This is a genomic window from Bacteroides rodentium JCM 16496 (assembly GCF_000614125.1).
In the GTDB taxonomy this organism is placed as follows: Bacteria; Bacteroidota; Bacteroidia; order Bacteroidales; family Bacteroidaceae; genus Bacteroides; species Bacteroides rodentium.
Genome location: NZ_BAKJ01000003.1, coordinates 83,462 through 95,490 on the forward strand (window position 1 = coordinate 83,462; position 12,029 = coordinate 95,490).

At 47.6% G+C, this 12,029-nt stretch carries 7 protein-coding genes and 3 pseudogenes; 7 read left to right on the plus strand and 3 right to left on the minus strand.

What is annotated here, in order from left to right; all coding sequences use genetic code 11:
* Positions 1-134: 134 nt before the first annotated feature.
* A pseudogene (gene aspT, locus JCM16496_RS24525) lies at positions 135-1,827 on the minus strand (aspartate-alanine antiporter).
* A gap of 188 nt (positions 1,828-2,015) precedes the next feature.
* Here aspT and JCM16496_RS01910 point away from each other — a divergent pair.
* The 7 genes and pseudogenes from JCM16496_RS01910 to JCM16496_RS01940 all read left to right on the plus strand — a co-directional run bounded on the left by JCM16496_RS01910 (position 2,016) and on the right by JCM16496_RS01940 (position 9,825).
* A pseudogene (locus tag JCM16496_RS01910) lies at positions 2,016-4,552 on the plus strand (DUF5686 and carboxypeptidase-like regulatory domain-containing protein).
* A gap of 107 nt (positions 4,553-4,659) precedes the next feature.
* Positions 4,660-5,949, plus strand: a complete 1,290-nt coding sequence (locus JCM16496_RS01915; RefSeq protein WP_025831939.1) for an inositol-3-phosphate synthase — start codon at positions 4,660-4,662, stop codon at positions 5,947-5,949.
* A gap of 138 nt (positions 5,950-6,087) precedes the next feature.
* Positions 6,088-6,561 carry a phosphatidylglycerophosphatase A family protein gene (locus JCM16496_RS01920; protein ID WP_025831941.1) on the plus strand — a complete coding sequence of 158 codons (474 nt, stop codon included), beginning with the start codon at positions 6,088-6,090 and terminating at the stop codon, positions 6,559-6,561.
* Positions 6,546-7,073 carry a GtrA family protein gene (locus JCM16496_RS01925; RefSeq protein WP_025831943.1) on the plus strand — a complete coding sequence of 176 codons (528 nt, stop codon included), beginning with the start codon at positions 6,546-6,548 and terminating at the stop codon, positions 7,071-7,073. The genes JCM16496_RS01920 and JCM16496_RS01925 overlap by 16 nt, the downstream gene beginning before the upstream one ends.
* A pseudogene (locus JCM16496_RS01930) lies at positions 7,063-7,715 on the plus strand (CDP-alcohol phosphatidyltransferase family protein). The gene JCM16496_RS01925 and the pseudogene JCM16496_RS01930 overlap by 11 nt, the downstream one beginning before the upstream one ends.
* Positions 7,712-8,644 carry a phosphoinositol dihydroceramide synthase gene (locus JCM16496_RS01935; RefSeq protein WP_025831946.1) on the plus strand — a complete coding sequence of 311 codons (933 nt, stop codon included), beginning with the start codon at positions 7,712-7,714 and terminating at the stop codon, positions 8,642-8,644. The pseudogene JCM16496_RS01930 and the gene JCM16496_RS01935 overlap by 4 nt, the downstream one beginning before the upstream one ends.
* A gap of 8 nt (positions 8,645-8,652) precedes the next feature.
* On the plus strand, positions 8,653-9,825 hold the full coding sequence (locus JCM16496_RS01940; RefSeq protein ID WP_025831948.1) for an iron-containing alcohol dehydrogenase: 1,173 nt from the start codon (positions 8,653-8,655) through the stop codon (positions 9,823-9,825).
* An 83-nt stretch (positions 9,826-9,908) separates the two neighbouring features.
* Here the strand turns inward: JCM16496_RS01940 and JCM16496_RS01945 are convergent, their stop codons facing one another.
* Together JCM16496_RS01945 and JCM16496_RS01950 are read right to left on the minus strand one after the other, a co-directional pair.
* The gene (locus tag JCM16496_RS01945) at positions 9,909-11,483 is read right to left on the minus strand and encodes an Rne/Rng family ribonuclease (RefSeq protein WP_025831950.1); all 1,575 of its coding nucleotides are present in this window, start codon (positions 11,481-11,483) and stop codon (positions 9,909-9,911) included.
* 235 nt (positions 11,484-11,718) lie between these two features.
* Complete coding sequence (locus JCM16496_RS01950) at positions 11,719-11,994, minus strand: HU family DNA-binding protein (RefSeq protein ID WP_005826750.1); 276 nt, start codon at positions 11,992-11,994, stop codon at positions 11,719-11,721.
* Between the last annotated feature and the right edge of the window lie 35 nt (positions 11,995-12,029).

Below are 12,029 nucleotides of genomic sequence, written 5' to 3' on the forward strand. Positions count from 1 at the left end.
GTCCGACAACTGTTGAATTATCGTCCGACAGCTGTCGGACGAATAGCTATTAGTGAATGGGTATATAGTCGCTTGCATTTCCGGCAATAATTCTTTGAATGCTCCGGATTAGTAAGCATTGGTACAGAATCGTCTTATATTAGCAAAACGATGACTACACCCCATATTATTAATAAGGTATTGCCCACGGCATAGGTCACGGTGTATCCCAGAGCAGGTGTCTCACTCTCAACGGCATCCTGCACCGCGCCTAAAGCGGCCGTAGTGGTACGTGCCCCCGCGCAGACGCCCAAAGCCAGTGCCGGATGGAACTTGAAAACATACCTTGCCAGCAGCAAGCCGATAATCAGCGGCAGGGTGGTGGCGGCTGCTCCCACCAGAAACAGGCTGATACCTACGTCGTGGAAGCCCTGCACGAAACTGGGACCTGCCGAAATGCCCACTACCGCGATGAACATGTTCAGACCGACATTGTTCAACACCCATTGCGAAGGTTCGGGAATGCGCCCGAAGGTGGGATGCTTACTGCGGAGCCAGCCGAAGAACAAGCCCGCAATCAATGCGCCGCCGCTTGTGCTCAAGCTGATGGGGATGCCGCCGATATGGACGGAAAGTGCTCCGAACAAACCTCCGACAAGGATACCCAGGCCTACGAATATCATATCCGTCTGGTTGGTAGGACGGTCTATATACCCTAGACGTTTGGCTGCTGCTTCCACTTCCTGCCTGGTACCTACCACTTCGATGACGTCGCCGGCATCTACTACCGTTTGTGCCAGCACGGGAATGGATATTCCGGCGCGCTTGATGCTCCGGATACTGACACCGTGCATGAACTTTTCCCTTCGGATAGCTGCAACCGTCTTGCCGGCAACCGTCTTGCGTGTGATTGTAACCGGTAACTTTTCGGCAGGAAAATCCAGGAGCTGGGCATCTTGTACTTCCGGCCCTATCCAGCTTTCTTCGCCTATGATGTATTCGCGGCGTCCGCTTAGCACTATTTCGTCTCCCGGCTCTATCCGTAGGTTCATGCTGACTTCCACTACAATTCCGGATTTGCGGAGGCGTTCCACAAATAGACGTTTGTCGTGCTGCCGGAAGTAGACTTCCAGGTCAATCACCCGCTTTCCATTCTTGAACCATTCGTTTTCGACCCGGTAGGCACGGAAAGTGACGGGGCGTGCCGCCGGCATGAATCCCGGTTCGTCAGCCAGAGAGCTGCCCATCTTCGCCTCCAGTTCCTTGCAGGCGGCTTTCACCTTTTCCAGCCCGCCCAGCATCTTGGGACCGATGGATGATAGGACCCATGCCGAGCCTGCCGTACCGAAAATGTAGGTGACGGCGTAGGATACGGGAATGATGTTGACGTAACTTTGTCGTTGGGCCTCGTCCAGTCCCATATTGGCCATGGTGTCTTCTGCCACTCCGATGACGGCGGAGATGGTTTGCGAACCGGCCAGCAGTCCGGCAGCTTCACCGGCATTGTAGCCCATCATCAGGCCAGCAGCCAGGTCACTAACAGTACGGATATACACATCAGTACGGCAAAGCCACTTGGGGCAATCCGTCCTTTTTTAGTCCGCGGAAGAACTGGGGACCCACTTTATAGCCCACGGCAAAAAGGAAAAGCAGAAAAAATACCGACTTTATCGGACCCGGTACGGCTATATTCAGCTGCCCTACCAGTACGCCTACAAGCAGTACACTGGTCACTGTGCCCAGCGTAAACTTACCGATACGCAGTTTCCCCAGCCAGAATCCCAGGAATATAGTGAGGAAAATGGCAAGTTCGGGGCGTTCCCTGAGCTGGTTGAAAATCCATTCCATAATCAAGTTGTTTAGGTTATATATTGGTTGTTCCGATGCTTTCTGGAGCGTCGTTTCGCTATACAACGGCTTTTAACGGGAAGTGTTTTATACAAAAGGAGTTTTTTAGAACATTTATTCCGTAAAACCGAACTTTAAGAAAAAGTTTTCTTCCGTACCTTTGCTATCCAAATTAGGTAAAACAAGGTATGAAGTTGTTTTTTAGGGTATTTCTGCTTATCCAGCTGGTTACTCTTCCATTGAGAGCACAATATATGGTGCAAGGCGTTGTCACCGATTCGTTGACGAAGGAGCCATTGCCTTATACGTCAGTTTATCTGAAAGGAACTACGGAGGGAGGGATGACGGACAATAACGGCCGTTTTTCCTTCAAGACCTATCGCCCGGAGGCCACGCTGGTCATTTCGGCCGTGGGATATAATGAATATGTCCGGCTGATTCATCCTGCAAAGTCTTCTAAGTTCAATATTGCCCTTTCGCCAGCCACTTATGCACTGGATGAGGTGGTGGTGAAGCCGAAACGTGAACGGTATAAGAAAAAGGATAATCCCGCAGTGGAGTTTGTACGCAAGATGATAGAACATCGGGATGACTATTCGCCCGACGAACGCGACTTCTGGAAACGTGACCGCTATGAAAAGATGACTTTTGCCATCAATAACTTCGACAGCTTGAAGCAACAGAAGTGGCTTTACCGTAAGTTCAAGTTTCTGACGGATTATGTCGATACCTCTGCCGTTACCGGCAGGCCGGTATTGGCCATCTCCAACCGTGAGTTACTTGCCACAGACTATTACCGCAAGTCTCCGCATAGCCGGAAACAGTGGGTCACCGCCCGCAGGCAGGCAGGAGTGGACGAAATGCTTTCCCAGCAGGGTATGGAGCAGGCTATCAGTGTCACCATGACCGATGTAGACCTTTATGAGAACAACATCACCTTGTTCACCAATAAGTTTGTTAGTCCGCTTTCCTCCCTTGGGCCGTCTTTCTACAAATATTATCTGATGGATACGCTTACCGTTGCCGGAAAGCCTTGTGTTGACTTGACATTTGTCCCTTTCAACTCCGAGTCGTTCGGTTTTACGGGACATTTGTACGTCATGTTGGACAGTACCTATTTTGTAAGGCGTGCCGTCATGAACTTTCCTCAGAAAATCAATCTGAACTTTGTGGACTACATGAAGATTGAACAGAATTTTGACCGCGCGGAGGACGGTACGAGGCAGTTGCTCAATGAGAGTATCACTACGGAATTCAAGTTGGTGGACAATAGTGACGGTATTTATGCCAAGCGGGATGTGTATTACAGAAACTATCAGTATGAACCGGATGACAAGGCTCTGCAGGCTTTCCGAAGACCGGAAAAGGTGATTGAAGAGACATCGGCTTCCGGCTATTCGGAAGCATATTGGGATGCCAACCGCCAGGTGGAGGTCAGCAAGAAAGAGACTTCGGTGGACAAGATGATGGCCCAGTTGCGCAGCTATCCCGTTTATTTCTGGACGGAGAAAGTGCTGAAGGTGCTGTTCACGGGTATATTCCCGCTCCGAAGGAAAAAGAACCTTTGTTCTATATCGGTATGATGAATACCACCATCAGCGGAAATACACTGGAAGGGGTGCGCTTGCGTGCCGGCGGTATGACGACGGCATGGCTCAATCCGCATCTGTTCGGCAGGGGGTATATGGCATACGGTTTTCGCGACCATCGCGTAAAGGGACTCGCTGAACTGGAATATTCTTTTCATAAGAAGAAGGAATATGCCAATGAATTTCCTATACATTCGTTGAAGCTCCGTTACTTGTCAGATGTCAATCAATATGGACAACACTATCTTTATACCAGTCAGGATAATGTTTTTCTTGCCTTGAAACGTCAGAAGGATGACCGTATCGGTTATCAGCGGAAGGCGGAGCTGACCTATACCAATGAGTTCCATTCCGGCTTTTCCGTACAGATGACGACGCGTCTGCGTAAAGATGAATCATCCCATCTGATTCCTTTCGTCAAGCAGGATGACCGTAATACGTATGTAAAAAGTATTTCGACCAGTGAGCTGGAATTGAAGCTGCGCTATGCTCCCAACGAGAAATTCTTCCAGACCCAATGGAACCGCTTCCCCGTTTCGCTGGATGCTCCGGTCTTTTCGCTTACGCATACCATGGCTGCCAAAGGGGTACTGGGAGGAGACTATACCTATCACTATACGGAAGCGGGTTTTCAAAAGCGTTTCTGGTTCTCGGCATTCGGTTATACGGACGTTATCCTGAAAGCCGGAAAAGTCTGGAATAAAGTCCCTTTTCCTCTGCTCATCATTCCCAATGCGAACTTGTCTTATACCATACAGCCTGAGTCTTATTCATTGATGAATGCCATGGAATTCATGAACGATGAATACGCTTCCTGGGATGTGACCTATTACTTGAACGGCTGGCTCTTCAACCGTATTCCTTTGTTGAAAAAGTTGAAATGGCGTGAAGTACTTTCCTGCCGCGGCTTGTATGGGAATTTGAGTGATAAGAATAATCCGGCTTTTCAGCAGGATTTGTTCCGTTTTCCTGCCGGAAGTACCACCATGGGGCATACGCCATACGTAGAGGCAGGTGTAGGCATTGAAAATATTTTCAAGGTGTTGCGTGTCGATTATGTATGGCGTCTGACTTACCGAAATTTACCGGATATAGACAAATCCGGGCTCAGAATCAGTCTACACATGACATTTTAACTTAAATCTTACTAATGGAACATTAAATCGGATAAAATGACTAATCCCAATTGAGTAAAATACCCTAAATTTGAGCAATTTTTTAAACTCTAAATAATACAATGGCAATGAAAGAAAACATTAAGCCGGCAACCGGACGCTTGGGCGTGCTGGTAGTCGGAGTAGGTGGTGCGGTTGCAACCACCATGATTACCGGTACATTAGCTGCTCGCAAGGGCTTGGCAAAAGCTATAGGCTCAATCACACAAATGGCTACTATGCGCATGCAGGACGGCAAAGAAAAACTTATCAAAGACATAGTGCCTTTGGCTGATTTGAATGATATCGTTTTCGGTGGTTGGGACATTTTCCCGGACAACGCCTACGAGGCTGCTATGTATGCCGAGGTCTTGAAAGAGAAAGACTTGAATCTGGTAAAAGACGAACTGCAAGCTATCAAGCCGATGCCTGCTGCATTTGACCACAATTTCGCAAAACGTTTGAACGGTACGCACATTAAAAAGGCTGCTACCCGCTGGGAAATGACAGAGCAGTTGCGCGAGGATATCCGTAACTTCAAGGCAGCCAATAACTGCGAGCGTATTGCTGTGCTGTGGGCTGCAAGTACCGAAATATATATTCCGCTGTCCAAGGAGCACGAATCTCTCGCTGCTTTGGAACAGGCAATGAAGGAAAACAATACTGAAGTAATCTCTCCGAGTATGTGCTATGCATATGCTGCCATTGCAGAAGGTGCTCCGTTTATTATGGGTGCTCCTAATCTGTGTGTGGATACTCCGGCTATGTGGGAATTCTCCAAGAAAATGAATGTGCCCATTTCCGGTAAGGACTTCAAGAGTGGCCAGACTTTGATGAAGACGGTGCTTGCTCCGATGTTCAAGACCCGTATGTTGGGTGTAAGCGGCTGGTTCTCTACCAATATTCTGGGTAACCGTGACGGCGAGGTACTCGACCAACCGGAGAACTTCAAGACAAAAGAGGTCAGCAAGCTGTCTGTTATCGACAATATCTTCGAACCGGAGAAATATCCTGACTTGTACGGTGATGTTTATCATAAGGTACGCATCAACTACTATCCTCCCCGTAAGGATAACAAGGAAGCATGGGACAACATCGATATTTTCGGCTGGATGGGCTATCCGATGGAAATCAAGGTCAACTTCCTGTGCCGTGACTCCATTCTTGCTGCTCCCATCGCACTCGACTTGGTTATTTTCAGTGATTTGGCATTGCGTGCAGGCATGTGTGGCATCCAGACTTGGCTGTCTTTCTTCTGCAAGAGCCCGATGCACGATTTCGAGCATGAGCCGGTACACGATTTGTTCCAGCAATGGCGCATGGTGAAAGAGACTCTCCGCAACATGGTGGGTGAAACAGCACCGAGTTATCTGGACTAAAACAACAGTGATAAGGTGATAAAAATAAGGTGGTAAGGTGATAGAGTGATAGCACTTTACCACTTTATCACTTTTATTACTTTATTGCATTTATCATTTTACCGTTTTTATCGCATTTGTCACCTCATTACTTTTTTGATGAAGAAACCCTCCCTCCTCCCAGTTATTATCGGTACGGGCTTTGGCTCGGGCTTTTCTCCTTTTGCACCCGGCACTGCGGGAGCTTTGCTGGCTACGCTTATCTGGTTCGGGTTGTCTTATCTGGTTTCAAGTGTCTGCCTTTTGTGGCTGACAGTAGCATTGATTTTGGTATTTACACTTGCCGGTATCTGGGCTGCCAACCGCCTGGAGGCATCTTGGGGCGAAGACCCTTCGCGCGTGGTGGTCGATGAAATGGTTGGCGTGTGGATTGCCTTGCTTGCGGCGCCCGCCGGACACGTATGGTATGCATTGGGAGCATTTGTCTTGTTCCGTTTGTTTGATATATTCAAGCCCTTGGGCATCCGTCGTATGGAAAGACTGCCGGGTGGAATCGGGGTAATGATGGACGATATTCTGTCCGGAGTTTACGGATTTGTAATTTTGATTGTGGCAAGATGGATAATCAGCTGAAAATAAGTGGCAGAGGTTTGTCATGGCGTCATTCTGTCTGGATCTTCTTCAAGGCCCAGATTTCTGCGCAGTTTGCAAGCTTTGTCGATTTTCTGGTGACTATCCTTCTGGTAAAGGCTTTTGCTGTTTTTTATCTTTATGCCACATTCACGGGCTCCGTAGTGGGAGGCATTGTAAACTGTGCCATTAATTACGGATGGGTGTTCCATGCTGAAGACTGCAAGAAAACGCATGTTGCCGTCAAGTATCTCTTTGTCTGGGGAGGCAGCATTATGCTGAATACTTGGGGTACTTTTGCACTGACCGAATGGCTTACCGGCATGACATGGGTCAATGGATTGTTGGGATATTATATAGACAATGTATTTATTCTGTCAAAGATAATTGTAGCAGTGCTGGTAGCTTTTTTTTGGAACTACCATCTGCAACGTTTTTTCGTTTATCGTAATCATAATATAAAAGGCTTTCTGAAACATTATTTAGAGAACAAAAAAGACGAATATGAATTATAGAGATTGGTTGCAGCAGGTGATATACAAGATTATCAACCCTGTGGTGCATAGTATGATTAGAATTGGCATTACGCCTAACTTTATTACGACTACGGGGCTGGTACTGAATATCGTGGCGGCTGCCTTGTTTGTGTATGCCGGGGTGTACAAGAGTGGTGAACTGGCTTATGTAGGCTGGGGAGGCGGTATTGTGCTCTTTGCCGGGTTGTTTGATATGATGGACGGACGCGTGGCACGCGTGGGTAAAATGAGTTCTACTTTCGGTGCGCTCTACGACTCCGTACTCGACCGTTACAGCGAGCTCGTGACATTGTTTGGCATTTTCTATTACCTGATGCTGCAAGGCTATTTGTGGGGCTCCATCATTACATTCATTGCGCTGATAGGTTCGCTGATGGTGAGTTACGTGCGTGCCGTGCCGAAGGCTTGGGACTGGAGTGTAAAGTAGGTTTCATGCAGCGCCCCGAACGCGTTGTACTGACTGCCCTCGGTGCCATGTTCTGCGGTATCTTCGGTGATTGTACCTTGTTCGACCCGATGCTGATACTAATTGTGCCTATGGCAGTGATTGCAATATTGGCGAATTTGACGGCATTTGCGCGCTTGGCGCATTGCTATAAACTACTGAAAGACAAGGAATGAAAAATAGTTTGTTTCCCTCTGTGAGAGAGGCAGTGCTGGTGATTGTCATCACAGCGTTTTTCCTGATTCTGACAGCAGTCTGTATCGGGCTTCGTCCGGAACATTTCCTGATGGCGGGTGTATTTTTGGCATTATTCTTTGCCGGACAGACAACCCGTAAGTTGGCAGTGGCGCTGTTGCCGTTTTTCATATTCGGTATTTCGTATGACTGGATGCGCGTATATCCCAATTACCAGGTGAATCCCATTGATGTAAAAGGACTTTATGAGGCAGAAAAATCCCTTTTTGGCTTGTCTGTAGACGGTGCTGTCCTTATCCCTTGTGAATATTTTGCTTTGAATCATTGTCCGGTCGCCGATTTCTTTGCCGGGATATTCTATCTCTGTTGGGTACCGGTTCCCATTGCATTCGGGTTGTGGCTCTATCTGAAAGGTGACCGTAAGGTATATCTTCGCTTTGCGATGGTGTTCCTGCTGGTTAATCTCATCGGTTTTGCCGGCTATTATATCCATCCCGCTGCTCCGCCCTGGTATGCCATGAATTATGGTTTCGAGCCGATACTCGACACTCCGGGCAATGTGGCAGGCTTAGGGCGCTTTGACGAATTGCTGGGATGCTCCATCTTCAACTCCATTTACGGAAGGAATGCCAATGTATTTGCGGCGGTGCCCTCGCTCCATGCCGCCTATATGGTGGTGGCTTTGGCCTACGCCGTTATGGACCGCAGCAAAAAGTGGTTGATAGCGTTGTTTGCGGTGATTATGGTCGGTATCTGGTGGACGGCTGTCTATTCGGGGCACCATTATCTGATTGATGTGATGCTGGGCATCTCTTGTGCATTGCTGGGTATTTTTGTTTTTGAGAAAGGACTGATGAAGTGGGGAGCGTTTGGACGCTTCTTTGAAAGATACAGTCGATACATTAAATAAGATATACAATGAATAATTTTGTTTTTTATAGTCCTACAGAGTTTGTCTTTGGCAAGAATACTGAAGTTCAAGTCGGTGCATTGGCACGTAAGTATGGTGCACAAAAAGTGATGATAGTATATGGAGGCGGTTCCGTTGTACGGAGTGGTCTGCTTGATAGGGTGAAGCAATCCTTGCAGGAAGCCGGTGTGGCTTATTGCGAAATGGGAGGTGTCCAGCCCAATCCCATTGACAGGAAGGTGTACGAAGGTATTCAGCTTTGCCGTCGTGAGCACGTGGATATGATGCTTCCTGTGGGCGGTGGTTCGGTCATAGATACGGCAAAGGCCATTGCTGCCGGAGCTTTCTATGATGGAGACTTTTGGGATTTCTTTATCGGTCGTGCCAAGGTGGAGAAAGCGTTGAAAGTAGCCGTGGTGCTGACTATCCCGGCTGCCGGAAGCGAAGGCTCGGGCAATACGGTAATTACCAAGACAGAGACACTCCAAAAACTGGGTCTCTGTGCCCCCGAGCATTTGCGTCCCGTATTTTCCATCATGAATCCTGAACTGACCTACACCCTCCCGGCTTATCAGACGGCTTGTGGTATTGCCGACATGATGGCTCACATCATGGAGCGTTACTTTACGAATACACCGGATGTGGAAATCAGCGACCGGCTTTGCGAAGGCACCTTGACAGCTATCATTAAAGAAGCTTACCGGGTGAAACAGCAACCGGACAACTATGCCGCGCGTGCCAACATTATGTGGTGTGGCACTGTGGCGCATAACGGAACTTGTGGGGTAGGGCGTGAGGAAGACTGGGCATCCCATGCACTGGAACATGAAATCAGTGCTATCTATGATGTAGCCCACGGTGCAGGCTTGGCTGTAATCTTTCCTGCCTGGATGGCTTTTATGGCGGAACATAATCCGGCAAAGATAGCCCAGTTTGCCCACCGCGTTTTTGATATACCCAAGTCCGAAGATTTGGAAGAGATGGCTTTGGCTGGTACCGCCCGCCTGAAACACTTTTTCCGTTACATGGGCTTGCCGGTTAGCTTCAAGGAGTTGGGCATCGAGCATCCCGATATAGACCGTATGCTCGTCAGCCTGCAGCGCAATAAAGGCGAACAGCTTGGCAACTACGTGAAGCTGACCATGACTGATTGCAGGGAAATATACCGTTTGGCTTTATAGCAAAAGGAGCCTGTTTTGGGGAGAACTCCCCCAAAGCAAGAAATAAAAAAGACGGCGAAGATAAATACCCTTCGCCGTCTTTTTTATTTGATTTCGATTTCTTCCTTCATGTCTATCTCTTCCCCTTGCAGGTCGTAGAATACATATTCCAGGAATGCTAATTTCTGGTTTGGAATAATCTTGATACCGAATCCGTACTTCATCTGCCACTTCCGTTTCAGGGAGACGAGTCCCTGATTGACGTAGGCTGCGATGTACGGGTGGATGTGTAACGAGAATTTCTTTATCTTCAATTTGTTGACCAGGTAGTCAATCTTACTCTCTAAGGTGTCCGTAAAGAGGATGGACGATTTGATGGTGCCTTTACCGAAGCAGGTGGGGCAGGTTTCCGTCGTATTTACATCCATGGCCGGGCGCACACGCTGGCGTGTAATCTGCATCAGTCCGAATTTGCTGAGCGGCAGGATGTTGTGACGTGCTCTGTCTTTCTGCATGTTGGCACACATACGTTCGTAAAGCTTCTGGCGGTTTTCGGCTTCATTCATGTCGATGAAGTCCACCACGATGATACCACCCATATCCCTTAGTCTGAGCTGGCGTGCCAGTTCGTCGGCTGCACCCAGATTCACTTCCAGTGCGTTGGCCTCCTGCCCGTTGGCATTCTTGGTGCGGTTACCGCTGTTCACGTCTACTACGTGAAGCGCCTCAGTATGCTCAATAATCAGGTAGGCACCACTTTTGTATGAAATGGTCTTGCCGAATGACGACTTGATTTGTTTGGTGATACCAAAATTGTCGTAAATGGGGAGTTGGCCTTTGTACAGCTTCACGATTCCTGCCCGTTCAGGGGCGATGAGGGTTACGTAATCCTTGATTTCGTGGTACACAACCTCGTTGTTCACGTGGATGTTTTCGAAGGAAGGATTGAACAAGTCGCGCAACAGTCCTACGGCGCGGCTGGTTTCTTCGTAAATCAGTGTCGGAAATTTGGTGGCCTTCTGTACTTTTGTAATGGCATCTTCCCAATGTTTCAGTAATACTTTAAGCTCTCCGTCGAGTTCGGCAACACGTTTTCCTTCGGCTACGGTGCGGACGATGACGCCGAAGTTTTTCGGCTTGATACTCATCAGCAGTTGCTTGAGGCGTGCGCGCTCTTCGCTCGATTTAATTTTTTGTGATACGGAAACCTTGTCATTGAAGGGAATCAGCACGAGGTATCTTCCGGCAAAGGAAAGTTCGGAAGTCAGTCGCGGCCCTTTGGTAGAGATAGGTTCCTTGACAATTTGCACCACTACTTCTTGTCCCACCTTGAGTGTGTTGGAAACCGTTCCGTCCTTTTCAAGGTCGGGAAGTATGGTTGCTTTGGTAATGGGATTCAGCTTCTTCTTGTCGCTTAAAGTTTGCTTTACGTACTTCTCTAACGAGTTAAATTGAGGACCCAGGTCCAGATAATGAAGAAAAGCGTCTTTCTCGTAACCCACGTCCACGAAGCAGGCATTCAGGCCGGGCATCAATTTCTTGACGCGTCCCAAATACATGTTGCCCACCGAAAAGGAGATGTTTCTTCCTTCGCTCTGGAGTTCCACCAGCTGCTTGTCTTCAAGCAGTGCAATGGATACCTCTTTGGGCTGTACGTCTACAACGAGTTCGCTTGTCACAATAATTGGCTTTTAAATGATTCTATTTACTACTTAAACAAAGAACAAACCCGCGAGACATTTTGCTTCACAAGTTTGTTCTTTATTTTGTCCTTCAGACTAAAAATTACTTTTTGCTTTTATGTCTGTTCTTTCTTAGTCTTTTTTTACGCTTGTGCGTAGACATTTTATGTCTTTTTTTCTTCTTTCCGCTTGGCATAGCTTCAAAATTTTTATGGGTTAATACTATTGTTTATTATTTCTTCACTGAGAGGGTGAACGTTTTTGCAGGCTTAAATGCCGGAATGTTATGTTCCGGAATGATTATTGTAGTGTTCTTGGAGATGTTGCGAGCAGTTTTCTGGGCTCTTTTCTTCACTACAAAACTACCAAACCCGCGGAGGTAAACATTTTCATCTTTGGATAAAGATGCCTTTACTGCGTCCATGAATGCTTCAACGGTTGTAAGTACGGTTGTCTTATCAATTCCGGTGTTCTTTGTAATTTCGTTTACAATATCAGCTTTAGTCATTTTTCTTTAAAAAAAAATATTATTACTATAGTTTT

Excerpts from the sequence above, each read along its gene's own strand:
- JCM16496_RS01950 (WP_005826750.1), bottom strand. The coding sequence starts at position 11,994 with ATGACTAAAGCTGATATTGTAAACGAAATTACAAAGAACACCGGAATT.
- JCM16496_RS01920 (WP_025831941.1), top strand. The coding sequence starts at position 6,088 with ATGAAGAAACCCTCCCTCCTCCCAGTTATTATCGGTACGGGCTTTGGC.
- JCM16496_RS01915 (WP_025831939.1), top strand. The coding sequence starts at position 4,660 with ATGAAAGAAAACATTAAGCCGGCAACCGGACGCTTGGGCGTGCTGGTA.
- JCM16496_RS01940 (WP_025831948.1), top strand. The coding sequence starts at position 8,653 with ATGAATAATTTTGTTTTTTATAGTCCTACAGAGTTTGTCTTTGGCAAG.
- JCM16496_RS01935 (WP_025831946.1), top strand. The coding sequence starts at position 7,712 with ATGAAAAATAGTTTGTTTCCCTCTGTGAGAGAGGCAGTGCTGGTGATT.
- JCM16496_RS01925 (WP_025831943.1), top strand. The coding sequence starts at position 6,546 with ATGGATAATCAGCTGAAAATAAGTGGCAGAGGTTTGTCATGGCGTCAT.